General features: G+C 56.3%; 20 protein-coding genes, 4 tRNA genes and 1 other RNA gene. 6 read left to right on the plus strand and 19 right to left on the minus strand.

All coding sequences use genetic code 11. From position 1 onward, the window contains the following. Nucleotides 1-31: 31 nt before the first annotated feature. The 4 genes from HFD95_RS15820 to pldA form a co-directional block, all read right to left on the minus strand. Entirely contained in the window at nt 32-841 is an 810-nt protein-coding gene (locus HFD95_RS15820; RefSeq protein ID WP_181955274.1) for a DUF1460 domain-containing protein, read from the minus strand. Between the two features lie 223 nt (nt 842-1,064). After that, nucleotides 1,065-1,688, minus strand: a complete 624-nt coding sequence (rhtC, locus tag HFD95_RS15825; RefSeq protein WP_010257296.1) for a threonine export protein RhtC — start codon at nt 1,686-1,688, stop codon at nt 1,065-1,067. Between the two features lie 12 nt (nt 1,689-1,700). After that, on the minus strand, nt 1,701-3,530 hold the full coding sequence (gene recQ / locus HFD95_RS15830; RefSeq protein ID WP_010257299.1) for an ATP-dependent DNA helicase RecQ: 1,830 nt from the start codon (nt 3,528-3,530) through the stop codon (nt 1,701-1,703). A 24-nt stretch (nt 3,531-3,554) separates the two neighbouring features. Then, entirely contained in the window at nt 3,555-4,433 is an 879-nt protein-coding gene (gene pldA, locus HFD95_RS15835) for a phospholipase A (RefSeq protein WP_010257301.1), read from the minus strand. Nucleotides 4,434-4,627: 194 nt separating this feature from the next. Here pldA and HFD95_RS15840 point away from each other — a divergent pair, with 194 nt between their 5' ends. Continuing rightward, nucleotides 4,628-5,098 carry a thioesterase family protein gene (locus HFD95_RS15840; protein ID WP_010257304.1) on the plus strand — a complete coding sequence of 157 codons (471 nt, stop codon included), beginning with the start codon at nt 4,628-4,630 and terminating at the stop codon, nt 5,096-5,098. Nucleotides 5,099-5,121: 23 nt separating this feature from the next. Continuing rightward, a complete protein-coding gene (gene rarD / locus HFD95_RS15845) occupies nt 5,122-6,021 on the plus strand; it encodes an EamA family transporter RarD (protein WP_010257306.1) in 900 nt (299 codons plus the stop codon). On the opposite strand, the gene HFD95_RS15850 is transcribed toward rarD, so the two are convergent. The 10 genes from HFD95_RS15850 to HFD95_RS15890 all read right to left on the minus strand — a co-directional run bounded on the left by HFD95_RS15850 (nt 5,992) and on the right by HFD95_RS15890 (nt 16,788). After that, complete coding sequence (locus tag HFD95_RS15850; protein ID WP_033767570.1) at nt 5,992-7,044, minus strand: AbrB family transcriptional regulator; 1,053 nt, start codon at nt 7,042-7,044, stop codon at nt 5,992-5,994. The genes rarD and HFD95_RS15850 overlap by 30 nt on opposite strands. A 97-nt stretch (nt 7,045-7,141) precedes the next feature. Next, nucleotides 7,142-8,095: a magnesium/cobalt transporter CorA gene (corA, locus tag HFD95_RS15855; RefSeq protein WP_003854370.1), complete on the minus strand. Its 954-nt coding sequence runs from the start codon at nt 8,093-8,095 to the stop codon at nt 7,142-7,144. Between the two features lie 176 nt (nt 8,096-8,271). Next, nucleotides 8,272-8,328: a YsgD/CorL family protein gene (ysgD, locus tag HFD95_RS22310; protein WP_353748370.1), complete on the minus strand. Its 57-nt coding sequence runs from the start codon at nt 8,326-8,328 to the stop codon at nt 8,272-8,274. 67 nt (nt 8,329-8,395) lie between these two features. After that, a complete protein-coding gene (uvrD, locus tag HFD95_RS15860) occupies nt 8,396-10,558 on the minus strand; it encodes a DNA helicase II (RefSeq protein WP_010257313.1) in 2,163 nt (720 codons plus the stop codon). A 154-nt stretch (nt 10,559-10,712) separates the two neighbouring features. Beyond that, nucleotides 10,713-11,429, minus strand: a complete 717-nt coding sequence (gene yigB / locus HFD95_RS15865; RefSeq protein WP_010257318.1) for a 5-amino-6-(5-phospho-D-ribitylamino)uracil phosphatase YigB — start codon at nt 11,427-11,429, stop codon at nt 10,713-10,715. Continuing rightward, complete coding sequence (gene xerC / locus HFD95_RS15870; RefSeq protein WP_167430482.1) at nt 11,426-12,331, minus strand: tyrosine recombinase XerC; 906 nt, start codon at nt 12,329-12,331, stop codon at nt 11,426-11,428. The genes yigB and xerC overlap by 4 nt, the downstream gene beginning before the upstream one ends. Beyond that, nucleotides 12,328-13,032: a DUF484 domain-containing protein gene (locus HFD95_RS15875; RefSeq protein ID WP_010257324.1), complete on the minus strand. Its 705-nt coding sequence runs from the start codon at nt 13,030-13,032 to the stop codon at nt 12,328-12,330. Before HFD95_RS15875 ends, xerC begins: the two co-directional genes overlap by 4 nt. After that, entirely contained in the window at nt 13,029-13,853 is an 825-nt protein-coding gene (gene dapF, locus HFD95_RS15880; RefSeq protein ID WP_010257326.1) for a diaminopimelate epimerase, read from the minus strand. The genes HFD95_RS15875 and dapF overlap by 4 nt, the downstream gene beginning before the upstream one ends. A gap of 28 nt (nt 13,854-13,881) precedes the next feature. Continuing rightward, entirely contained in the window at nt 13,882-14,082 is a 201-nt protein-coding gene (locus HFD95_RS15885; protein ID WP_010257328.1) for a lipoprotein, read from the minus strand. A gap of 147 nt (nt 14,083-14,229) precedes the next feature. After that, on the minus strand, nt 14,230-16,788 hold the full coding sequence (locus HFD95_RS15890; RefSeq protein ID WP_010257330.1) for a class I adenylate cyclase: 2,559 nt from the start codon (nt 16,786-16,788) through the stop codon (nt 14,230-14,232). Nucleotides 16,789-17,103: 315 nt separating this feature from the next. On the opposite strand from HFD95_RS15890, the gene hemC reads away from it, so the two are divergent. Genes hemC through hemY form a run of 4 tightly spaced genes read left to right on the plus strand, consistent with a single transcriptional unit; the run spans nt 17,104 to nt 21,128 of the window. After that, nucleotides 17,104-18,045 carry a hydroxymethylbilane synthase gene (gene hemC, locus HFD95_RS15895; protein ID WP_033780891.1) on the plus strand — a complete coding sequence of 314 codons (942 nt, stop codon included), beginning with the start codon at nt 17,104-17,106 and terminating at the stop codon, nt 18,043-18,045. After that, nucleotides 18,042-18,770, plus strand: a complete 729-nt coding sequence (gene hemD / locus HFD95_RS15900) for a uroporphyrinogen-III synthase (RefSeq protein ID WP_033767572.1) — start codon at nt 18,042-18,044, stop codon at nt 18,768-18,770. The genes hemC and hemD overlap by 4 nt, the downstream gene beginning before the upstream one ends. 25 nt (nt 18,771-18,795) lie before the next feature. Continuing rightward, on the plus strand, nt 18,796-19,929 hold the full coding sequence (gene hemX / locus HFD95_RS15905) for a uroporphyrinogen-III C-methyltransferase (protein ID WP_010257336.1): 1,134 nt from the start codon (nt 18,796-18,798) through the stop codon (nt 19,927-19,929). A 2-nt stretch (nt 19,930-19,931) separates the two neighbouring features. After that, nucleotides 19,932-21,128 (plus strand): protoheme IX biogenesis protein HemY, encoded by a 1,197-nt coding sequence (gene hemY / locus HFD95_RS15910; RefSeq protein ID WP_167430483.1) that lies wholly within the window; start codon nt 19,932-19,934, stop codon nt 21,126-21,128. Between the two features lie 930 nt (nt 21,129-22,058). Here hemY and HFD95_RS15915 read toward each other — a convergent pair. The 5 genes from HFD95_RS15915 to HFD95_RS15935 form a co-directional block, all read right to left on the minus strand. Further along, nucleotides 22,059-22,188: non-coding RNA, RtT sRNA (locus HFD95_RS15915), on the minus strand. Nucleotides 22,189-22,219: 31 nt separating this feature from the next. After that, a tRNA-Pro gene (locus HFD95_RS15920) sits at nt 22,220-22,296 on the minus strand. A gap of 20 nt (nt 22,297-22,316) precedes the next feature. Then, nucleotides 22,317-22,403: transfer RNA gene (locus HFD95_RS15925), tRNA-Leu, on the minus strand. A gap of 16 nt (nt 22,404-22,419) precedes the next feature. Next, nucleotides 22,420-22,495: transfer RNA gene (locus HFD95_RS15930), tRNA-His, on the minus strand. Between the two features lie 98 nt (nt 22,496-22,593). Next, nucleotides 22,594-22,670: transfer RNA gene (locus tag HFD95_RS15935), tRNA-Arg, on the minus strand. Between the last annotated feature and the right edge of the window lie 50 nt (nt 22,671-22,720).

The raw sequence follows: 22,720 nt of genomic DNA on the forward strand, positions 1-22,720 counted from the left end.
GCGGAAGATTATCCCTTATTCCCTGGCCCCGCTACGGCGCTGCCAGTGGAACCGCACGCAACACAATGATGCCCGGCTTCGAACGCATATATTCCCTGAACGGCGCATCGACAACTTTTCGATTAACGGCCAGCGAAGAGGCGTTCCTGAACCACAAGCGGCCATCATGCCGGACAGCAATCCCCACATGCGTAACATCCAGGCTCTGACTGGTGGCGTAAACCCCCACGTAATCGCCGGTCTGAATTTGCTTCAGCACCTGCGGTGTGATCGCCCGGGCCGGAATGTAAGTGACAGGACGTGCAATCACACCCAGACCGGGCACCTGTTCTGCTCCGCTGGCCTGACGATTCAGGTGCTTCACCACCGTCACCGTATCCGGGCTAAGAGTGCGGGTCACGTCATCGGCATTGCGCGGGCTATCGGCAAACCAGTCGGAGAAAAAGTGGCGACGATTCCGGTAGCTTACCTCACCGCCAGCGTAGCGGGTCCGAATCAGGTTAGCCTCAAAGCTGGCACGATCGTGGCTGCGGCTCAGCGCCTGCACGTAATCAAGCAGCGTGTAACAATCCACACCGTTGAAATTGATCACCAGCGCTTCCGGACGCGTGGGAGAACCGATCAGCGTATCCGCTTCATAGGGTGTCCCGAGAAACGTCGCAGAGATCCGGCTAATCCTTTCGCCCTGCGTCTGATCGACATCGGACAGCGTCTGCATCAGGATCGAGGTGACCTCATCGGTCTGGCCCGGCGCTGGCAAAGGGTTGCGGGCGGCATCAGGCGAGGCGCAGGCGCTGATACAGGCCGTCATCAACACCAGTAATATGAACTTCACTCTCATCATCCTCTCCATAAACGTTGCGCCTGCTTCCCGACTTTAATGGAGATATGGATATGAATGATTAATAAAGAGTGACGATTTATCTGCGGTTGCAACAGCAAAACTCCCTGAGCCCTGGGATGTGACATCCGTCACACAAGCGAACTCTCTGGAGGAAGCGACAGCAAGGGAGGTTTCTGCCGGAGGCGCAACGCGCACGCCGGCATAAGGGCTGAAACAGAGTTTAACGCGAAAGAATCAGGTGGATACCAAAACCGGCAAACAGTACGCCGGCCATGCCATCGACCCATTTCGCCAGTCGCTGATACTTAGCGCGGATCCACGGCAGCGCAAAAATCGCCGCCACCAGGGTAAACCAGGCAAAAGTTTCACCGACAATCAGCAGGAACAGACCCCAGCGCTCCGCCGAACCGACATCGTCGCCAACAAATAGCGAGAAGACGCTGCCGAAGTAGATAATGGCTTTAGGATTCGACAGATTCGTCAGCAGGCCTTTGAGAAAGCTCATGCCGCGTTTCGGCAACGCAACCACCGGCTCATCCTGCTGCGGCTGTTTGTGACGCTGACGTGCCGAGCACATCAGCTGCCAGCCCATCCACAACAGATAAAGTCCACCGCCGACCATGATGATCTGATGCAGCCAGGCCATTTTTTCCAGAATCAGATGCAGCCCCATCAGCGCCACACCCGCCCAGACCACAATGCCCAGCGTAATGCCCAGTACACCCATCATCGCCTCTTTGCGCGAGCGGCTGGCGGCAGTCTGTGACACGAAAAAGAAATCGGGGCCGGGGCTCATCAGCGCCACCAGATGCACCAGCGCCACAGTGGCGAATAACATCAGCATAATCAGTGTCCTTTACTCTTCATCATCAAGATGCTCTTTGATCATCACCAGGAAAGGTTTGCCAAAGCGCTCCAGTTTGCGGTGACCCACGCCGTTGACGCTGAGCATCTCGGACGCGCTGACCGGCATCTGTTCTGCCATCTCTATCAGTGTGGCGTCATTGAACACCACGTAAGGCGGAATATTCTCTTCATCGGCGATCGCTTTTCGCAGCTTACGCAGCTTGGCGAACAGTTTGCGATCGTAGTTGCCACCGTGAAACTTCGCCGGACTGCTGCTTTTTGTTTTTGCGGTGATCAAACGCGGCACCGCCAGCATCAGTGGCACTTCACCGCGCAGCACCGGGCGCGCCGCTTCGGTGAGCTGCAGAGCCGAATGCATAGCGATGTTCTGCGTCACCAGCCCCAGATGGATTAGCTGACGTAACACGCTCACCCAATGTTCGTGGCTCTGATCTTTGCCCAGTCCATAGACCGGCAGCTTGTCATGACCCTGCTCACGGATACGCTGATTGTTGGACCCGCGCAGCACCTCAACGATATAGCCCATACCAAAACGCTGACCCACGCGGTAGATACCGGAGAGCGCTTTTTGCGCTTCAACCAGGCCGTCATAACGTTTGGGTGGGTCGAGACAGATATCGCAGTTATCGCACGGCTGCTGGCGGCCCTCGCCAAAATAGTTCAGCAGCACCAGACGGCGGCAGGTCTGCGCTTCAGCAAACGCGCCCATGGCGTTGAGTTTGTGACGCTCAATATCCTGCAGCGGCCCGGGCACTTTCTCTTCCAGACATTTACGCAGCCAGGCCATATCGGCCGGGTCGTAAAGCATCATCGCTTCGGCAGGCAGACCATCACGTCCGGCTCGCCCGGTTTCCTGATAATAGGACTCGATGTTGCGCGGAATATCGAAGTGGACCACAAAACGGACGTTGGGCTTGTTGATGCCCATGCCAAAGGCCACCGTCGCCACCACGATTTGCAGATCGTCACGCTGAAACGCTTCCTGCACCCGGCCACGCTGCTCGCTGTCGATACCGGCGTGGTATGCCCCGACGCTGAAGCCCCGGCTTTGCAGTCGCGCGGCGGTGTCTTCCACCTTCGCCCGGCTGTTGCAGTAGATAATGCCGCACTTGCCGCGCTGATCCTGAACGTAACGCAGCAGCTGATCGGTGGGTTTAAATTTCTCCACCAGCGTGTAGCGAATATTGGGGCGGTCAAAGCTGCTGATCTGGATCAGCGGATCCTGCATATGCAGCAGGTTAACGATGTCGTTGCGGGTGGTTTCATCCGCGGTCGCGGTCAGCGCCATTACCGGTAATTCCGGGAAGCGCTGACGCATCTTGCCGAGTGCGCCATATTCCGGACGGAAATCGTGGCCCCACTGGGAAATACAGTGCGCTTCATCCACCGCCAGCATCGCCGGTTGCCAGTGCGCCAGACTGTCCAGGAAGTTATCCATCATCAGGCGTTCCGGGGCGATGTAGAGCAGCTTAACCCGACCGGTTCGGCAGTCGGCCATCACCGTCTGCTGCTGATCGCGCGTCATGGTGGAGTTGAGATACGCCGCCGCCACGCCGTTCGCCAGCAGCTGATCGACCTGATCTTTCATCAGCGAGATCAGCGGCGACACCACCAGCGTCAGCCCCTCGCGCACCAGCGCAGGGATCTGATAACAGAGCGATTTACCACCGCCGGTGGGCATCACCACCAGACAATCGCGCCCGCTCAGCGCCTCATTGATGATCGTCTGCTGACCGGGACGAAAATGCTGGTAGCCGAAGGTATCCTGCAATACCTGCTGCGCCAGCGCTTCCTGATTAAGAACTGCCGAGGTTGCCACGCGATTCCTGTCTTTCGTTATGGATTAGAACAAGTCGTTAAGTGTTACACCCACACCCAGACGCGTCTGGCGATGGTTGTAATCGATCAGTGATTCACCGTAACCGCTAAACACCTGAGTATAGAAGCGAACGTGCTCAGTGATAGGGTAGCTCCAGCCCAGGGTCGCGCCGCCATAACCGCTGTTCCAGTTATAGTTGCCCTCTACGCTGAAGATATTGTCGCCGAGCTTATAGCCCAGACGGGTGCGGTAGTAACCCATATATTTGGTGATATCAGGATTATCATCGCTGTTCGCCCCTTCAGGGATGCGATACCAGGGTTTGATTTCCGCCAGGAAGTTACCATTCTCTGCCATCAGACGCGCATAGACGCGGTTCCAGCTGCGCGAGGTGGGATCGCTTCGTCCATTGGATTGGTGATTCAGACCCACTTCGACATCACGCAGTGTCCAGCCCGCCAGCGAATAGTCGGTCGCCCAGCCCAGGAAAATCTGCGGCTCATAGTTGGTCTCACGGAATGGCGATGACTCAGCGCTATTCGACAGCTGCCACCAGGAACGCTGGGTGTAAGAGGCTGCCAGCACCGAGTTGTCGCCCAGAATACCGCGCCACAGCGGAAACGCCAGGCTGAGCTGGAATTTCACTTCATCTTTGCGGGCATTCTCTCCCCAGTTATAGGAGGAGATCGCCTCTTTATTGAGGTCGCTGGTATAGGTATAAAGCAGATAGTTGTTCTCGTAAGGATAGAGAACAAACGGGTTATCATGCTTCTCCAGCAGGTTAGCAATAATGCTGCCCTGAACCTGTGGCGCGTCATGAACCTCTTTAATATGGGCTTCATCCGCCTGCGCCAGCGCAGGAAATATCAACATTGCCGCCAGCAAGGCGCGATGCTTACGCATAAAATTCTCCGGTGAGCAGCTGCGTATCAAAGTAACTGAAAGGGTGTCGTAAAAAGCAGGCCATTCTACACGCAAATGGCAGTGAGCATGAGTGCTGATTTCTTAAACTGGAAACACCCTCGCAGGCGGCATAGAATACACAACTCATTCATATTCCGCGCCCCTCTGGCCCGATTTTTTCAGGACACATCATCATGTCATCACCCGTGCTGACACAGCAGGACGCTCGCCAGCTGGTCGGCGAAATTTTCGTTTATCACATGCCGTTTAATCAGGCGCTGGGCCTGGAACTGATGCGCCTTGACGCAGACTACGCAGAGATCAGCTTCAATAACAAAACCATGCTGGTGGGCAACCAGGCGCAGCAGATTCTGCACGGCGGCGTTATCGCGTCGGTACTGGATGTGGCGGCGGGCATGGTCTGCGTCAGTAATGCGTTAACCCGTCAGGAAAGCATCAGCGAAGCGGATCTGCGCCAGCGTCTGTCACGCATGGGTACCATTGATATGCGCGTCGACTATCTGCGTCCCGGACGCGGCGAACGCTTCACCGCCACCAGCAGCCTGCTGCGCGCCGGTAACAAAGTCGCCGTGGCGCGCGTGGAACTGCACAATCAACAGGGCGATTATATCGCCACGGCTACCGCCACCTATCTTATCGGCTAACCACGCCATTGAATGGAACGCATATGGATACGCAACAAACCCGCCAGGGCGTTGGCTTTGCACTGGGCGCTTACTTTATCTGGGGCATTGCGCCCGCTTATTTCAAACTGGTAAAGCAGGTTCCCGCCACGGAAATCATGACGCACCGGGTGATCTGGTCTGCACTGTTTATGCTGTTACTGATTACCCTGAGCCGCAGCTGGCCCGGCGTTCGCAGCGTGTTGCGCCAGCCTAAAAAAGTGCTGCTGCTGGCGCTGACGGCCGTGACTATCGGCGGCAACTGGCTGCTGTTTATCTGGGCAGTCAACAATCAGCATATGCTGGAAGCCAGCCTGGGCTACTTTATTAACCCGCTGATCAACGTGGTGTTCGGCATGCTGTTTTTGCGCGAACGGTTTCGCCGCTTGCAGTGGCTCGCCGTGCTGCTGGCCACCGTCGGTGTGCTGGTGCAGCTGTGGCAGTTTGGGTCGTTACCGATTATCGCGCTGGGCCTGGCGCTGAGCTTCGCCCTGTATGGCCTGGTGCGCAAAAAGATTCAGGTCGATGCGCAGAGCGGCATGCTGATTGAAACTCTGTGGCTGTTTCCGCTGGCGGCGATTTACCTGTTTGGCTTTGCCGACAGCGCCACCAGCCACTTATCCGCCAACCCACTGAGTCTCAACCTGAAGCTGATAGCGGCGGGCATTGTGACCACCATTCCGCTGATGCTGTTTGCGGCAGCCTGCAGTCGTCTGCGACTTTCCACCGTAGGCTTCTTTCAGTATCTCGGCCCGACGCTGATGTTTGTGCTGGCGGTCGCGTTTTACGGTGAGACCATCACGCCAGACAAGATGGTGACCTTTGGCTTCATCTGGCTGGCGCTGCTGGTATTTGTCTGCGATGCGGTGGCGTTTTCATTCCGTTCCCGTTCGCGCATAGCGTGAAATAAAGCGCGCTAAAGCCGGGCCGGTCAGCAGGATGGTAAACAGACGCAACGTCTGCAACGCCATCACAAACGCCATGTTGACCTGGGTTCCTGCCGCAATGATCGCCACCGTGTCCAGCCCGCCTGGACTGGTGGCGAGATAGGCCGTCATCAGATCGATATCCAGCATTCGCGTCAGCATCCACGCCAGCCCGCCACACAACAGCATCAGCCCGAAGATCGAGGCCAGCATCTGCGGCAGCGTGCGCAGTGCCAGCAGAAAAATCGGGCGGGTGAAACGTAATCCCACGCTCCAGCCAATCAGTGCATAGGCCACGGCCAGCAGCCATTCCGGCACCTGTAACACCGCGATGTCGCTACTGTGCAGTGCTGCGCCCGCCAGCGCAGGCAGCAGCAGCGCGCCAGAAGGAATGCGCAGTCGGGTGCCCAGCCACGCGCCCGTCAGCATCACCACCAGGGTGATAACAAAGCCATGATTCAGCGGTGGAAACCAGAGCAGCGAGACGCTGTGCGCCTCATCGCCCAGTCCGATGCGCGCCACCAGCGCGGCCGCCGAGGCGACAAACAGCACCCGCAGATACTGCATGAATGCGACCAGCCGCACGTCAGCGCCAAAGTCACCCGCCATCGCCACCATGGCCGTTGCACCGCCCGGCGACGATCCCCATGCGCCGGTCGGGCCAGGCAGATGACTGAAGCGCACCAGCAGAAAACCTGACAGGCCGCTGGCCGCCAGCGTCAGCAGCAGCACCGCCAGCACGATCGGCCAGTCCTGAATCAGCGGGGCCAGAATCGAAGGCGACAGACTCTGCGCAATCATGCAGCCCAGTACGGCCTGAGCGAGCAGGAACAGCCGTTTATCAATTCGCAGCGTGGCACCCGACAGCCCCATCACTACACCCACAATCATCGGTCCCAGTAACAGCGCAGCGGGCACATGAAAATAGTGCAGCACCGCGCCCAGCAATACTGAGATCAGCAGCAGCAGCGTCCACTGCGCGCGCAACGAAAAAGCGTCCATAAGAAGTTAATAATTTGTAAAAACAGGAGGGTAAGATTACGCAGAAATGGGGACAGGAGCCAGCAGAACGGGCCATCTCAGATGGCCCGTTCTTATTTTAAAGCCAGTTTTTACGTTTGAAATAGAGATAAGGCGCCAGTCCGGCCAGAATCATCAGGCCGATCGCCGCCGGATAACCGAAGCTCCACTTCAGTTCCGGCATAAACTCAAAGTTCATCCCGTAACTGGAGGCCACCAGCGTCGGCGGCAGAAACACCACGGAGACCACCGAGAAGATCTTGATGATGCGGTTCTGCTCGATGTTGATGAAACCCATCGCCGCCTGCATCAGGAAGTTGACCTTCTGAAACAGTGATTCGTTATGCGGCAGCAGCGATTCGATATCGCGCAGAATTTCACGCGCCTGCTCCAGCTGATTGCCCGGCAAACGTGCTTTGCGTACCAGGAAGTTCAGGGCGCGCTGGGTATCCATCAGACAGAGACGCACCTTCCAGCCGATATCTTCCAGTTCCGCTAGTCGCGACAGCGCCTGATCGTACTCTTCGCCCTGCTGACCTTCCATGATCACCCGGCTGAGTTTCTCCAGTGCGCTGTAGATGTTCTCGATTTCGTCCGCCAGCTGCTCGATTTTGGTTTCAAACAGGTCGAGCAGCAGCTCAAAGGCATTGCCGTCGATCAGGGTCTGATTACGGGCGCGCATGCGATAGAGACGGAACGCAGGCAGCTCACGTTCGCGCAGCGTGTAGAGACGGCCTTCACGGATGGTGAACGCCACGGTGGAGTTACCGGCGTGATCGTCAGCATCTTCATAGAAGAAGAAGGAGTGGATATGCAGACCATCTTCATCTTCGAAGAAGCGTGCCGAGGCCTCGATATCCTCCAGCTCAGGCCGTGTTGCCAGACTCTGGCCTAGCTCAGATTGCACGCGATCACGTTCGCCCTCTTCCGGCTCGATCAGATCGACCCAGACAGAGGTCGTCAGTTTGTCGTTTTCGTCTTCCAGCTCCAGTCGCGTCAGGCGGCTGTGATCCAGTTTAAATGCGCTCAGCATAGCAATACTCCCCATTGCAGACTAAATGGGACAAGGCAGTCCGCCGTTCCTCAACATGGAACGGGCAGCCTGAACACGGAAACAGAGTTTCAGAGATAAATCAGTGCTGACTCGCGACGGAATCAAAAAGGGAGGTCGCTGATAACCGCTAAGGCTACCCGCGTAAAGAGGTAGCCTTAGATGTTATTCCTGGAATCCAGGTCATTGAGCCAGCATCGACTGGGCGTGTCCAAGGCATTGTCCTCTCATGATAATAGTGGGCGCATGTTACGCTGAGACGAAAAAGCCGTCAACCGCACGCTAAAGCGTTTCAAGCTTCGCGTAAGCCGCCACCAGCCACTTGATTCCCTGCCCCTGAAACGCCACCTGAAGACGGCTATGCTCGCCGCTGCCTTCCAGATTAATGATGGTGCCTTCGCCAAATTTTGCGTGATGAACACGCTGACCCAGCGCGAATCCACTGTCATTTTTGGTCACCGGGGCACCCATCCGCTGATGGTTTACCGGACGGCTGACGCTGGCGCGCAGACGCACTTCTTCTATGCACGCTTCGGGCAGTTCGCCGATAAAACGGGACGGCCGGTGATACACTTCCTTACCATAGAGTCGGCGGGTTTCGGCGTAGGTCAGCGTCAGCTTGAGCATCGCACGGGTCACGCCGACATAAGCCAGACGACGTTCCTCCTCCAGCCGGCCACCTTCATCCAGTGACATCTGGCTCGGGAACATGCCCTCTTCCATGCCGACGATAAACACCTGGCTGAACTCCAGCCCTTTTGCCGAGTGGAGCGTCATCAGCTGAACCGCATCCTGCCATTTGTCTGCCTGGCCTTCGCCCGCTTCCAGCGCGGCGTGGGATAAAAAGGCCTGCAGTGGCATCAGATCTTCATCTTCATCCTGATAGCTGAACTGCCGCGTAGCGGTCACCAGCTCCTCAAGGTTTTCGATACGCGCCTGACCCTTCTCACCTTTTTCCTGCTCATACATCAGCCACAGGCCAGAGTCTTTGATGACCCGGTCAGTCTGAACATGCAGCGGTAACTCGGCGGTTTCGGTTGCCAGAGAATCAACCAGTTCACAGAAGCGTTGCAGCGCAGACGCGGCCCGGCCAGCCAGCGCACGGCTTTGCAGCAGTTCACGCGTTGCCTGCCACAGCGTCATCTGACGTTCACGGGCCGTCTGACGCACCACGTCGAGCGTGCGATCGCCCACGCCGCGCGTCGGGGTATTCACCACGCGTTCAAATGCCGCGTCGTCATTGCGGTTCGCCATCAGACGCAGATAGGAGAGCGCATCTTTGATCTCCTGACGTTCGAAGAAGCGCATGCCGCCATAAATACGGTACGGCATGCTGCTCTGCAGCAATGCCTCTTCCAGCACACGCGACTGGGCGTTGCTGCGATAGAGAATGGCGCAGTCGTTAAGCGCGCCGCCGTTCTCCATCCAGACTTTGATGCGGTTAACCACGAAGCGTGCTTCATCCAGCTCATTAAAGGCGCAGTAGATCGAGATCGGTTCGCCATCGCTGCCTTCGGTCCACAGCTCTTTACCCAGGCGACCATTGTTGTTAGCGATCAGGGCGTTGGCGGCTTTCAGGATGTTATTGGTTGAGCGGTAGTTCTGCTCCAGACGGATCGTTTCCGCGCCGGGGAAATCCTGCAGAAAGCGCTGAATATTCTCGACCTGTGCGCCGCGCCAGCCGTAGATCGACTGGTCATCATCGCCCACGATGATCACCCGGCCACTGTCGCCCGCCAGCATCCGAATCCAGGCATACTGAATGTTGTTGGTATCCTGGAACTCATCCACCAGCACGTTGGTAAAGCGTTCGCGGTAGTGATTAAGAATGTGTGGCTTGTTGAGCCATAACTCATGGGCGCGCAGCAACAGCTCGGCAAAGTCGACTAAACCGGCGCGATCACAGGCTTCCTGATAGGCCTGATAGATGCGCAGCCATGTCTGCTCAATCGGATTGCCGTAGCTTTCGATATGCTTTGGTCGCAGGCCTTCATCTTTTTTGCCATTGATGTACCACATGCCCTGACGCGCAGGCCACTGTTTGTCATCAAGGTTCATTGATTTGATCAGGCGCTTGAGCAGACGTAGCTGATCTTCGCTGTCGAGGATCTGAAAATCCTGTGGCAGACCGGCGTCAAGATGGTGGGCGCGCAGTAAGCGGTGCGCCAGACCGTGAAAGGTTCCGATCCACATCCCGCCCTGACTGGTGCCGATCAGATGCTCGATACGGTGACGCATCTCCGCTGCCGCTTTGTTGGTAAAGGTCACCGCCATAATCGAATAGGGCGAGCAGTTCTCCACCGACATCAGCCAGGCAATGCGATGCACCAGCACCCGCGTTTTACCACTGCCCGCGCCTGCCAGCACCAGCAGGTTACTGCGCGGTGCCGCAACGGCAGCGCGCTGATTGTCATTCAAACCATCGAGCAGTTCAGAAACGTCCATAAGCACCGATTACCAAAGAAAAAAACGCCGTCGTCACACTGATTATTCCGCCTGCCGCAAGGCATTATCGCTGCCAGTCAGGCGGCGATACAGGTGCCGGATAAGGGACGGCGGCAAAACAAAAAGTGGAGACGACTGGATAAATTTACAGCCATTATAGCAGTGAGGTGAGTGATGCCAACCGCGAAATTTCGACATGTGGCAACAGGCGCGCATCCGGGATATGCATCAGGTTACCCTGCCGCAGGTTAATCCAGCAGGCCTGCAGCCCGCAGCGCAGTGAGCCCGCCACGTCGGTGGTCAGGTCATCACCCACGTGCAGAATATGGTGTGGCGCGATATCAAGGCGTTGCGCGGCAAGCTGATACATATCCTGCCATGGCTTGGCGCGCCCGTCTGGCCCGGCCCGCAGCGTGAAGCGGAAGTATTCGGCAATGCCCATTTTTTCCGGGCAGGCGTTGCCGTTGGTGACCGCCACCAGCGGGATTTTCTCCGCCAGGGTTTTCAGCGTCTGGTGCGTCTCATCCGGCATCTCGACCTGACTCCGCCACTGATGGAAGACCGCCATCACTTCTGCCGCACCCGCAGTGGCTTCAGCGGCAGAGAGGCCGATATTCAGCATCGCCAGCTCAACCGAACGGCGTCGCCACTCCGAAACATCATGATAGATATCAGGTTCGCGCTGCAGCAGCTCATCGCGCAACTGCTGATAATCCTGCGGCGTGAAGTCACGCAGCGCCGGATGAAAAGCCTGCAACGCGGCATGGGACTCCAGGGTGGTACGACGGATGACCGGGTAGTTATCGTAGAGAGTGTCATCAAGGTCGAAGGTCATGGCTTTTATGGCCGACAGCGGACGATAAAACTTCATTCGTTCTTTCCTCGTTTGGCGCGGGGATGCGCAGCGTCATACACCGAAGCCAGATGCTGGAAATCGAGATGGGTATAGATCTGGGTCGTCGACAGGTTTGCGTGACCCAGCAACTCCTGCACGGCGCGCAGGTCACCGCTGGATTCCAGCAGATGCGTGGCAAATGAGTGTCGTAGCTTATGCGGATGGATATGGCTGGCCACGCCCTGTCTGATGCCCCATTCGGCAAAGCGTTTCTGCACGTTGCGTGGCGAGATGCGGTTGCCGCGCGTCGAAAGAAACAGCGCATCATCCTGGCCGCCAAAGGTTTCACGCAGCGGCAGCCAGTGCTGGATCCAGGCGACCGCCGTGCGACCAATCGGTATCCGGCGCTCTTTGCTGCCCTTACCGACTACCCACACTTCGCCTGAATCGAGATCGACGTGGCGACAATCCATATTCACCAGTTCAGAGAGACGCAAACCGCCGCCATACATCACTTCCAGCATCGACCGGTCGCGCACCGCCAGCGGATCGCTAAGGTCGATCTCCAGCAGCTGGTTTACTTCATCAACATCAATGTTTTTAGGCAGATGGCGCGCTTTACGCGGCGTCATCACCCCTTTGGCCGGGTTGGCAGAAAGCAAACCCTGGCTCACCTGCCAGTCGAGAAAACTGCGCAGGGCGGAGAGCCGCAACGCGAGGCTGCTGGCGGCCAGTCCGGCGCGACGGCTACGCGCCGCCATGCTGCGCACCTGCGCCGGTTCCAGCTGCGCCCAGCTGCTGAGCTTCATCTCATCAGCAATCGCCACCAGCGCGGCAAGCTGTCGCGCATAGCTGCTCTGGGTTAACGGACTGAGCTGGCGCTCCACTTTCAGGTAGCGCAGAAATCCGTCGACGGCCTCCTGCAGCGCGCTACTCATGCGCGTTCAACCCAGCGGGAGAGCAGATCAGGCATCATCTGCGACAGATGCTGCAACAGCAGTGTCCCCATGCCCGATTGATAGTGCTGGCTGTCACGACTGCTGAACACCAGCACGCCGAGATCGCCCTCCTCACCCATCAGCGACATGGCAACCGACCCGATCGCTTTGGCCTGCGGCAACAGCAGCAGCAGTTCCGGCCCGTTAATGTTGCCAAGATAGTGATGCTGGTTACCGAAGCGCTGAATACGCAGCGGTTCAAACGCCTGACGCGAGAGGCTCAGCTGAAAGAAATCGGAGGGCGCGCCCAGCAGCCATTTATCACTGAACAGCCGCACATTGGCACCCGCCAGGCCCAGCTCACGCGCCCAGCGATGCAGACGGTTGAGCATATCCTGCAGCGAGTCAGCCGCGGCCAGATGGCTCTCCAGCGACAGCAGACGGTCAAACAGTTCGTGGTTAGCGCTGGCCTGCTCCATCAGCAGCGTGATCTCTTCTTCCAGCCGCTGAATATGGTTGCGTTGCCGCGCCATATGCCATTCGACCAGAGAGACGCTGCCACGCACCGGATGCGGCACGGCCATCTGTTCAACTGCACGGGCATTGCGGATAAAGAAATCGGGATTCTGCCGCAGATAATCACTGACGGCCTGATCGTCCAGCAGAACCGAACTGTCAGCCTGCTCTTCGATATTTTTCATAGATGAATAAACCCATCGTAGACGTGTGTCGCAGGCCCGGTCATATAGAGCGGCTGACCGGCGCCTTTCCAGGTGATGTGCAGCGTTCCGCCAGGCAGGTCGACACGCACTTTGGGTGCCAGAATGCCCTGCTGAATGCCACATGCAACGGCAGCACAGGCGCCGCTGCCGCACGCCTGCGTTTCACCCGCACCGCGTTCGTAGACGCGCAGGCGGATATGTTCGGGATTGATGATCTCCATAAAACCGACATTGACGCGATCCGGGAAGCGTTCATGACTCTCCAGAATCGGACCCAGCAGTTCAACCTGCGCGGTTTTGACACTTTCGACCTGGATAACGCAGTGCGGGTTGCCCATCGACACCGCACCCAGCATCACCGTCTGTTCGGCCACGCGCAGCAGATAGAGATTTTCGGCCTTGTTGGCGCGGAACGGCACCTGCTGAGGCTCAAAGTTTGGCTCGCCCATGTTGACGCGCACCTGGTCGTCAGGCGTGACGGTCAACACCATGCGGCCATTCTGCGTACTGACCCGGATGTCACTTTTGTTGGTCAGCCCTTTCAGCTGAACAAAGCGGGCAAAGCAGCGCGCACCGTTGCCGCACTGTGCGACTTCACTGCCGTCAGCGTTGAAAATGCGATAGTGGAAATCGAGATCGGGATCGTAAGGCGGTTCAACAATCAGCAGTTGATCGAAACCGATCCCCAGATGACGATCGGCCAGCCGGCGGATCAATTCCGGCGAAAAGAAGACGTTTTGTGTCACCGCATCCACAACCATAAAATCGTTGCCGAGACCGTGCATTTTGGAGAACTGCATTTTTTGCTCCGCCGGATAAGCCATCAGATTAGTTCGCTTTTACGCCTGAATTGCCGGTAACCAGCCCGCCGACATCGGCTTTAGAGGCATCCGCTTTCTGGCGGTCGGTTGGGGCTTGTTGTTTCTTCGGCTGATCCTTCGGCGGGAAGTAGAGCGGTCCTTTCAGACCACAACCTGCAAGGCTGATTACTGCCAGTGTCATGGCCAACAGGCTTATTACTTTCTTCATTCTTTATGCTCTTCATGTCCTTTACCTGGATGCTTATCATCGCAGTTGAAGGTGGAAAAGCAACAGGAAATGCCCGCAAATAGCGTGAAGCGGGTGACAAGCCGGGAAGATAGCGGCCACCTGCAGAGCGCAGGCAGCCCGTCAGCATCAGTGCACCTGATAGCGTGGCTGATAGTCGCTGTTGTCGTTGTCAGGCTGCGAGGTACACAGCTGCGTCAGCGTCTGGCTACGGAACGGAATCACCTGGAATCGCTCACCGGTGTTCACAATCTGGTAGAACTGCGGCAGGTTGAAGTTGATAAAGCTTGAACCATAGGTAAAGCGATCGTGCGATGAGGAGTAGAACCGGCTGACATCGCGCACCAGCTCCTCTTTACTGCCTTCACAGTGATGATAAACCTCAACCCGATTGGTCTCATCGAGGATGTAGATATTGAAGCCGCGCTCATCGGTGGTGTTTTCAAAGAAGAACTGAATAATGCCTTCGCTGGCATAACCGTTGACCACGGGTGGCAGCGGCGTCTGATTCGTTTCGACTTTGATCGACAGTCCGTGCAGCTTGTTGTTGGAGATCGCGCCATAAAACTCAACCGCGTTTTCCAGCTTCTGCACCGAAACGCTCATGCGTTCAAAGAACAGGCCCCAGGTCTCGCCCGCCATACGCAGCGCTTTAAAGCGACCCGGCTCCTGACGTGTGCTGGAGAGGCGCAACTCAATGCATTCTGAGACCAGTTGCTGTACCCGCGTCCGAATCAGACCGCGCAGATGCTGGCTGTAGCAGAACACTTCCACCGTATCGGGCGGTGCAGCATCCTGATGCATCTTGCCGAGAATGGTTTTCAGCCCTTCGATCATCGCCTGTTCGCCGCTGAAGTGCAGCGTACGCACCTCATTCCAGGAGTTGCGATAGAGCAGATCGATGCTGCCAATCAGGCACTGCTGCTGCTGACCAAAACTAAAGACATCCAGCTTACGGAAGTCGAAGTGCACCACCTGATTGCGGAAGGCCGCCGTCGGATCGTGTTCAAGGTTAACAATAATCGCAAGGTGCCGGATTTCACATGGACTGTAGAGCGCTTTTGGCGTCGGCGAAGGCAGACGCAGCGGGAAGTGGCTGGAAACATCGTTAACCAGCTCCTGCAGACGCGCCAGATCGCAAACCTCATTGCCTTTAATATGCAGCCGGGTTTTACGGGTCAGCAGTCCATTGAACCACGCCCACGCTACCAGCTTGTTCAGGTAGCGGTTATATTCCAGCGGCTGATGGCTGATAATCGAATCCATGTCCGGCGCCTGGTTATAGAGATACCAGCCGGAACGGTTGGCACGGCCAGGCGGCACATGAATAAAGGTCAGATTGGGTTCGGAGAGATCGGGCGAAATCTGCGGATTCACCAGCGTCACTTTGCCCGGCAGCGCTTCAAACGCAGCATACAGTTTACGGGTCAACACACCGATATCCTGCGGGCTGGCGCTGACGCTTAAGTTATTGCGACGGGCAAAGCGGATCAGGTTGCGATAACTCTGCATCATCGCATCCAGCAATTCATTGTGGGCTTCGCGCACCCGCTCGATTTTCCACTCAGCGCGGTTATCCAGAATGGCAATCTTCTCTTCGTTCCAGCCCCACTCTTTGACCAGCTGCGATAAAATTTCGCGACGCCAGCCGGTGCGATGCTGATGATCTTCGGTGCTGAGCTTTTCACACACTTTGAGGTAGAAGCAGCGACGCACCAGGTCAAGACGCGGCTGATCGTCAACGCTGGTCAGATAGTGCGTAACGCGCTCCAGCATCATGCAGTAAGGATCAAGCCCGAAGCAGATGATTTCACCGTCATGCAGGCGCTGTTTAATATCCATCGCCAGCAGTTGCGTATTCGGGTATTCCCAGCTGTACGCTTCCAGCAGCAGCGTTTTCAGTACGGCTTTATACGGGGAGTCGATGCTTTTATAGAGCTGCCACAGGCTGGCACCGAAATACTCTTCCGCCGACAGCGTGCCGAGGCCGCCAAGATCGAGCCACTCATTAGGGGTCAGCACGCCTTTGGCGTAGAGCGACATTACGTAGTCGTCGTAATTGTGCTCTTCTTCGCCCGGCACCATATTCCACAGGATGCGTTTACCCGCCATACGAACCGCGGTACGGTAAAACTCATCCAGCAGTAAAATGTGTTGTGTTGAACCGCAATCTTCACCGCCCAGACTGCCGCTTTCGTTGTGGCGGAAGCGGTTCTCATCAATCAGAAAGAAACTCACCTCTACGCCCATTGAAACGCACCACTTCTGCAGCAGCGTACATTTGCGCTGCAGATTCAGACGCTCTTCATTATCAAGCCAGGATTGATGGCAGACCCAGATATCGAGATCCGAGACGCTGTTCTGGCCGACAGATGAGGTGCTGCCCATAGAATAGATAGCCGTGATCGGCATTTCGCCTTTCGGCGCATCGGCATGACGCAGATCGCTGTCGCCGGTGAGATCGGCCAGCAGCTGACGCTGATTTTCATCAGGCGTGAAGAAGCTGATGCCATGTGGAACGCTACCTTCAAGGTAACCCGGCATCTGCGGATGTTGATAATGTAATAAGGTTGGCAGCAGACTGTAGACGCGCTGAAAAGCGGGTCCCATAGCAGCCAGCGCACGATCAACGCGCAGCTGGTTGATTGCATCCAGTCTCTGTTTCAGTGTCTCAATGTAGAGGTACAAGACGTTTCGCCTGATTGTCCCAGTGTTTAAGCACCCTGTTTCCACACTCTGCCGCTTATAAAGTAAAAAAGTGGGCAGATAATTGCTGGAAACGTGATCAATCTAACACCCTGCAGATTGACCGTAAAGAAAGTTGCGCTACCTGACAGTTTAGCACGTTCTTACCAGCTTCCCGCCTTTTCAGCTCTGGTTCCCACGTTATGGCTTAATAAACCGGCCTGAAACCGCACGCAGGCCGTTTTCAATCCGTTGAAACTGACAGTCTTCACCCAGAGATGATAGGATATTCAGTGAACGATAAAAATGGTTAACAGCATGTTAGACAAAATTTTCAGAATTGCTACAAGACAAAGCCCGCTCGCATTATGGCAGGCACATTATGTACAGCAACGACTCATGAGTGCCCATCCGGGACTGCGCGTTGAGCTGGTGCCTATGGTCACGAAAGGTGACATCATCCTTGATACGCCGCTGGCAAAAGTGGGTGGCAAAGGGCTGTTTGTCAAAGAGCTTGAGCTGGCGATGCAGGATGGCCGTGCCGATATGGCGGTGCACTCGATGAAGGATGTGCCGGTCAATTTCCCGGAAGGTCTGGGCCTGGTAACCATCTGCGAGCGCGACGATCCGCGCGATGCGTTCGTTTCTCATCATTATGACTCCATCGACGCGCTGCCACAGGGTGCCATTGTCGGCACGTCCAGCCTGCGCCGTCAGTGCCAGATTAGTGCGCGCCGTCCGGACCTGGTTATCCGCTCGCTGCGGGGCAATGTCGGCACCCGCCTCGGCAAGCTTGATGCCGGAGAGTATGACGCGATTATTCTTGCTGTCGCCGGGCTGAAACGCCTGGGACTGGAAGATCGCATTCGTCAGGCGATGCCTGCCGAAGTTTCCCTGCCCGCCGTGGGTCAGGGTGCGGTCGGCATTGAATGCCGTCTGGACGACACCACCTTAATTGGCCTGTTGCAGGCGCTGAATCACGATGACACCGAAGTCTGTGTCCGAGCGGAGCGCGCCATGAATACCCGTTTAGAGGGTGGCTGCCAGGTGCCAATCGGCAGTTTCGCGGTGCTGGAAGGCGATGACCTCTGGCTGCGCGGCATGGTCGGCGCACCGGATGGCCGGGTCATGGTCAGCGGCGAACGCCGGGGTCCCCGCGCTCAGGCTGAACAGATGGGCATTTCACTGGCCGATGAACTGCTCAATGGCGGCGCGCGTGAAATCCTGAAAGAAGTTTACCAGGGGCAGCCGCCGGCATGACCATTCTGGTGACGCGCCCGGAACCCGCAGCGGCAGAGCTGGTGTCACGCCTGCATGCCCTTGGCAAACAGGCGTGGAGCCTGCCGCTGATCGAATTTGCGCCGGGCGCTGATCTCACCTCTCTGCCACAAAAGCTCGCCGCACTTCGCCCTGGCGACCTGGTTTTTATCCTTTCTCAGCAGGTTATACATTACGCACAACACACCGTCACAGCATGGCCCGCTGAGCTGGACTATTATGCAATTGGTCGCAGCACCGCCCTGGCGTTTCATACCGCCAGCGGACAGCAGGTAACCTGGCCTCATGCACATGAAACCAGTGAAGAATTGATCCGGCTGAATACCCTTCAGCAGGTTGCGGGTAAACGTGCGCTGATCCTGCGTGGCGATCCCGGACGCGAGTTGCTGGCTCAGACGTTAACCCGGCGAGGTGCTGAGGTGTCGTTTGCAGCCTGTTATCAGCGCTGCCAGAAGTATTATGATGGACCCGTTGAAGGACGCCGCTGGCGCGATCGCGGTGTCTCCGTGCTGGTGGTGACCAGCGGTGAAATGTTACAACAGCTTTTTTCGCTGTTCCCCGCAGTTGATCGCGAGGAATGGCTGCTCAACTGCCGACTGGTTGTCGTCAGTGAACGTTTGGCTACCCTGGCCGCAGGATTGGGTTGGCAGGATATTCAGGTAGCCGATGGTGCCGATAACGATGCGCTGCTGCGCGCGTTACGCTGAACTTTAACAATGGGATGTGCCACATATGACGGAACAAAAAGACTCCTCCGCCATGGTTGAAGAAACCACCCCAGCGGTCGACCGCTCTCCTTCCAGCAACAGCACACCACCGCGTAATGCGAAAAATGGTGGCATGGTGCTGGGTGCAGTTGCGATTGTCATTGCGCTGGCGATTGGTGCGGGTTTATACCTTAACGGGAAACATCAGGCTGATTTACAGGCACAAACCAATCAGAAGCTGAGCGAACAATTAAGCGCGTTGCAACAGCAGGCCAGCAGCGACAAACAGCAGCTGACTCAGCAACTGAGCGGCGCCGAAACCGCGTTGCAGACAGCCCAGACACAGCAAAACGCGTCAGCAAAAGAGCTGGAAACCCTGCGTGAAAAAGTGGCCGTGATTTCTGGCAACGACGTGCGCAGCTGGTTGCTGGCACAGGCGGACTATCTGGTGAAACTGGCTGGCCGCAAACTCTGGAGCGACCAGGATGTCACCACCGCCGCTGCACTGCTGAAAAGCGCCGATGCCAGCCTGGCCGACATGAATGATCCCAGCGTCATGAATGTGCGTCGTGCGCTGACCCAGGATATCAGTAACCTCTCTTCGGTTACGCAGGTCGATTATGACGGCGTGATCCTCAAACTGAACCAGCTGTCGAACAACGTTGATAATCTGCGTCTGGCCGATAATGACAGCGATGATGCGCCGATGGACAGCGATGGCGGTGAACTGTCAGGTTCCGTGCGCGAATGGCGTCAGAATCTGGTGAAAAGCTGGCATAACTTTATGGATGATTTTATTACCATCCGCCGCCGCGATAACACCGCCCAGCCGCTGCTGGCACCTAATCAGGATGTTTACCTGCGTGAGAATATCCGCTCGCGTCTGCTGATTGCTGCTCAGGCGGTACCGCGTCATCAGGATGAGATTTATAAACAATCTATCGACACCGTGTCCGCATGGGTTCGCGCCTGGTACGACACCAATGATGCCGCTACCAAAGCCTTCCTTGCCCAGCTGGATGAGCTGAGCCAGCAGAACATCAATATGGACCTGCCGGATAACCTGGAAAGTCAGCCGTTGCTGGAACAGCTGATGCAGACCCGCGTCCGGAACCTGTTAGCGCAACCTTCTGCCGCTGCTAATCAGCAGGGAGGCTAAGCATGCTTAAGGTATTTATCCTCTTTATCCTTCTGATTGCTGGCGTGGTGCTGGGGCCGATGATTGCCGGTCATCAGGGTTATGTGCTGATTCAGACCGATAACTGGAACATCGAAACCAGCGTCACCGGCCTGGTCATTATCCTCATCCTCAGCCTGCTGGTGATTCTGGCCGTGGAATGGCTGCTGCGCCGCGTGCTGCACACCGGCGCGCGTACCCGTGGCTGGTTTACCGGACGTAAACGCCGTCGCGCCCAGCGTCATACTCAGTCGGCACTGATGAAGCTGGCAGAAGGCGATCACCGTCAGGTGGAAAAACTGCTTTCTAAAGATGCCGATCACGCTGATGTGCCAGTGGCGAACTACCTGCTGGCAGCAGAAGCTGCGCAACAGCGTGGTGATGAAATCCGTGCCAATCAGCATCTTGAACGTGCTGCAGAGCTGTCGGAGAGCAACACCATTCCGGTAGAAATTGCCCGCGCACGTATTCAGCTGGCACGTAACGAAGATCATGCTGCGCGTCATAGCATTGACCGTCTGCTGGAAGTGGCACCGCGTCATCCTGAAGTGCTGCGCCTGGCCGAACAGGCGTATGGCCGTACTGGTGCCTGGAGTGCATTGCTGGATATTCTGCCCGCCATGCAGAAGGCGCAGGTCGGCGATGAGCTGCATCGTGATGCATTACAGCAGCAGGCCTGGCTGGGTCTGATGAATCAGGCGATGGCCGACCAGGGCAGCGATGGGCTGAAGCGCTGGTGGAACGATCTGAGCCGCAAAACCCGTCAGGAAACGACGCTGCAGGTGGCCATGGCGGATCATTTGATTGAATGCAACGATCACGACACCGCGCAATCGATCGTGCTGGAGGGCCTCAAGCGTCATTATGACGATCGTCTGGTACTGTTGATGCCTCGCATCAAAAGCGGTAATCCGGAAGCGCTGGAGAAAGTATTGCGCCAGCAAATCAAACAACACGGCGCAACACCGCTGCTGCACAGTACGCTGGGGCAGTTGCTGATGCGTCATGGTGAATGGCAGCAGGCTGCTGAGGCACTGCAGCAGGCGCTGGCACAGCGTCCTGACGCATTTGATTATGCATGGCTGGCGGATGTTTATGATCGTCTGCGTCGCCCGGAAGAAGCGGCGAAGATGCGTCGTGAAGGGTTGTTGCTCACCTTGAAGAACAATCCCAACGCCTGATCCTCTTTTCATACCTGATAAAGCCGGGCTTGCCCGGCTTTTTTGTGCCCGCAATCTGCCAGCACGCTTTCGCAGGCAAAAAAAAACACCTGCCAGTGGCAGGTGTAAGATCAGGTCGGTAAGACAACCGGGAGGTACCTGACTCAACGTGGTGTCTGTTAACCCTGTAAGGCTTTCGCGATACAGGCAGGCAGACAACAGGTACCTAAAATTGGCTCTGCATCATTCCCAGGTTTATGTAGCATCAGCAGACATAAGAGGTGGAATGAGCATCTACAGCAGAAGTATTGCACAAGCCATGCCAGGTTTATGATTATTTTTAAAATCACAATAAATCAGCATGTTAAAGAATTAGCTCAAAGCTTCATTCAACAGGCCTGTCGGGAAATGTCGGTATCCAGCGACAGCTGGCATTTTCTCTGTCTCTGAATGGAGACAGCAAGGCAAATCTCTCTGTGAAATCAACAATAACAATGACTTATTTGTCGGCAATTCACGACGCTGTTGCTACTGCTTATATTGCGAGCGGAATCAAAGCATAGTAACTCTGGTTGCAACGGATAAGCGCACACGCTGGCCGCTCTCACCGCTGTGCGGGCTAGGGTTTACAGCAATGAAGATGCTCAATGCGCAGGGAATGCGGTCAGAGGAGGAAAGCGTCCCACGCCAGGGACAAAAACGCCGGGAGCGTTTTTGAACAACGCAAAGCGTTGGCCCGTTTACGGGCGCACCTCAGGGATGAGGTGCGTAATCGTGTGGGCCGAGCGGCCATGGATGGCTTAAGCGACTTTCCGATCTGACCATGTTCCCTTCGCAGGCTCGGATTTACAGCAAACTTATTTAGCTGTACCCACCTAAACCTCCTTCGGAGGTCCTCATCCTCTTTCTACAGACGAAAAAAAACCTGTCTTTTAAGACAGGTTTCTAAAATGGTCGGCGAGAGAGGATTACTCTGCTCTGCGAGCAGCGCCCTTCGGGCCGTTGCTGAAGCAACGTTGTCTCGCTACGCTCGGCTCAAACCTCCTTCGGAGGTCCTCATCCTCTTTTCTGCAGACGAAAAAAAACCTGTCTTTTCAGACAGGTTTCTAAAATGGTCGGCGAGAGAGGATTCGAACCTCCGACCCACTGGTCCCAAACCAGTTGCGCTACCAAGCTGCGCTACTCGCCGATTTTTTTAACTGTTTTGCCTGGTGCGAAGAGAGGGACTTGAACCCTCACGTCCGTTAAGACACTAACACCTGAAGCTAGCGCGTCTACCAATTCCGCCACCTTCGCGTTTCCCAGCAAAATCTGGGGTGGCTAATGGGACTCGAACCCACGACAACTGGAATCACAATCCAGGGCTCTACCAACTGAGCTATAGCCACCACAATACTTAATGTCACAAGTTAAAAACCTGCAGCATTTAAATCTCTACTGCCAACCGCGGTAAATCAACCACCGAAGCTCATGCGCACAAACGATATGGCGCGCCCGACAGGATTCGAACCTGAGACCTCTGCCTCCGGAGGGCAGCGCTCTATCCAGCTGAGCTACGGGCGCGTAGCGCCGTTGCGGATGTGCATACTAGAGATAAGCGCCCATCGTGTCTA

This window comes from Pantoea sp. EKM10T, from assembly GCF_011800685.1.
GTDB lineage: Bacteria > Pseudomonadota > Gammaproteobacteria > Enterobacterales > Enterobacteriaceae > Pantoea > Pantoea agglomerans.

What these genes read in the sequence shown, in the direction of transcription:
- HFD95_RS15850 (WP_033767570.1), bottom strand. Translation starts at nt 7,044, where the DNA reads ATGGACGCTTTTTCGTTGCGCGCGCAGTGGACGCTGCTGCTGCTGATC.
- pldA (WP_010257301.1), bottom strand. Translation starts at nt 4,433, where the DNA reads ATGCGTAAGCATCGCGCCTTGCTGGCGGCAATGTTGATATTTCCTGCG.
- HFD95_RS15885 (WP_010257328.1), bottom strand. Translation starts at nt 14,082, where the DNA reads ATGAAGAAAGTAATAAGCCTGTTGGCCATGACACTGGCAGTAATCAGC.
- HFD95_RS15875 (WP_010257324.1), bottom strand. Translation starts at nt 13,032, where the DNA reads ATGAAAAATATCGAAGAGCAGGCTGACAGTTCGGTTCTGCTGGACGAT.
- HFD95_RS15840 (WP_010257304.1), top strand. Translation starts at nt 4,628, where the DNA reads ATGTCATCACCCGTGCTGACACAGCAGGACGCTCGCCAGCTGGTCGGC.
- dapF (WP_010257326.1), bottom strand. Translation starts at nt 13,853, where the DNA reads ATGCAGTTCTCCAAAATGCACGGTCTCGGCAACGATTTTATGGTTGTG.
- uvrD (WP_010257313.1), bottom strand. Translation starts at nt 10,558, where the DNA reads ATGGACGTTTCTGAACTGCTCGATGGTTTGAATGACAATCAGCGCGCT.
- hemD (WP_033767572.1), top strand. Translation starts at nt 18,042, where the DNA reads ATGACCATTCTGGTGACGCGCCCGGAACCCGCAGCGGCAGAGCTGGTG.
- rarD (WP_010257306.1), top strand. Translation starts at nt 5,122, where the DNA reads ATGGATACGCAACAAACCCGCCAGGGCGTTGGCTTTGCACTGGGCGCT.
- hemX (WP_010257336.1), top strand. Translation starts at nt 18,796, where the DNA reads ATGACGGAACAAAAAGACTCCTCCGCCATGGTTGAAGAAACCACCCCA.
- hemC (WP_033780891.1), top strand. Translation starts at nt 17,104, where the DNA reads ATGTTAGACAAAATTTTCAGAATTGCTACAAGACAAAGCCCGCTCGCA.
- hemY (WP_167430483.1), top strand. Translation starts at nt 19,932, where the DNA reads ATGCTTAAGGTATTTATCCTCTTTATCCTTCTGATTGCTGGCGTGGTG.
- HFD95_RS15820 (WP_181955274.1), bottom strand. Translation starts at nt 841, where the DNA reads ATGAGAGTGAAGTTCATATTACTGGTGTTGATGACGGCCTGTATCAGC.
- rhtC (WP_010257296.1), bottom strand. Translation starts at nt 1,688, where the DNA reads ATGCTGATGTTATTCGCCACTGTGGCGCTGGTGCATCTGGTGGCGCTG.
- corA (WP_003854370.1), bottom strand. Translation starts at nt 8,095, where the DNA reads ATGCTGAGCGCATTTAAACTGGATCACAGCCGCCTGACGCGACTGGAG.
- xerC (WP_167430482.1), bottom strand. Translation starts at nt 12,331, where the DNA reads ATGAGTAGCGCGCTGCAGGAGGCCGTCGACGGATTTCTGCGCTACCTG.
- yigB (WP_010257318.1), bottom strand. Translation starts at nt 11,429, where the DNA reads ATGAAGTTTTATCGTCCGCTGTCGGCCATAAAAGCCATGACCTTCGAC.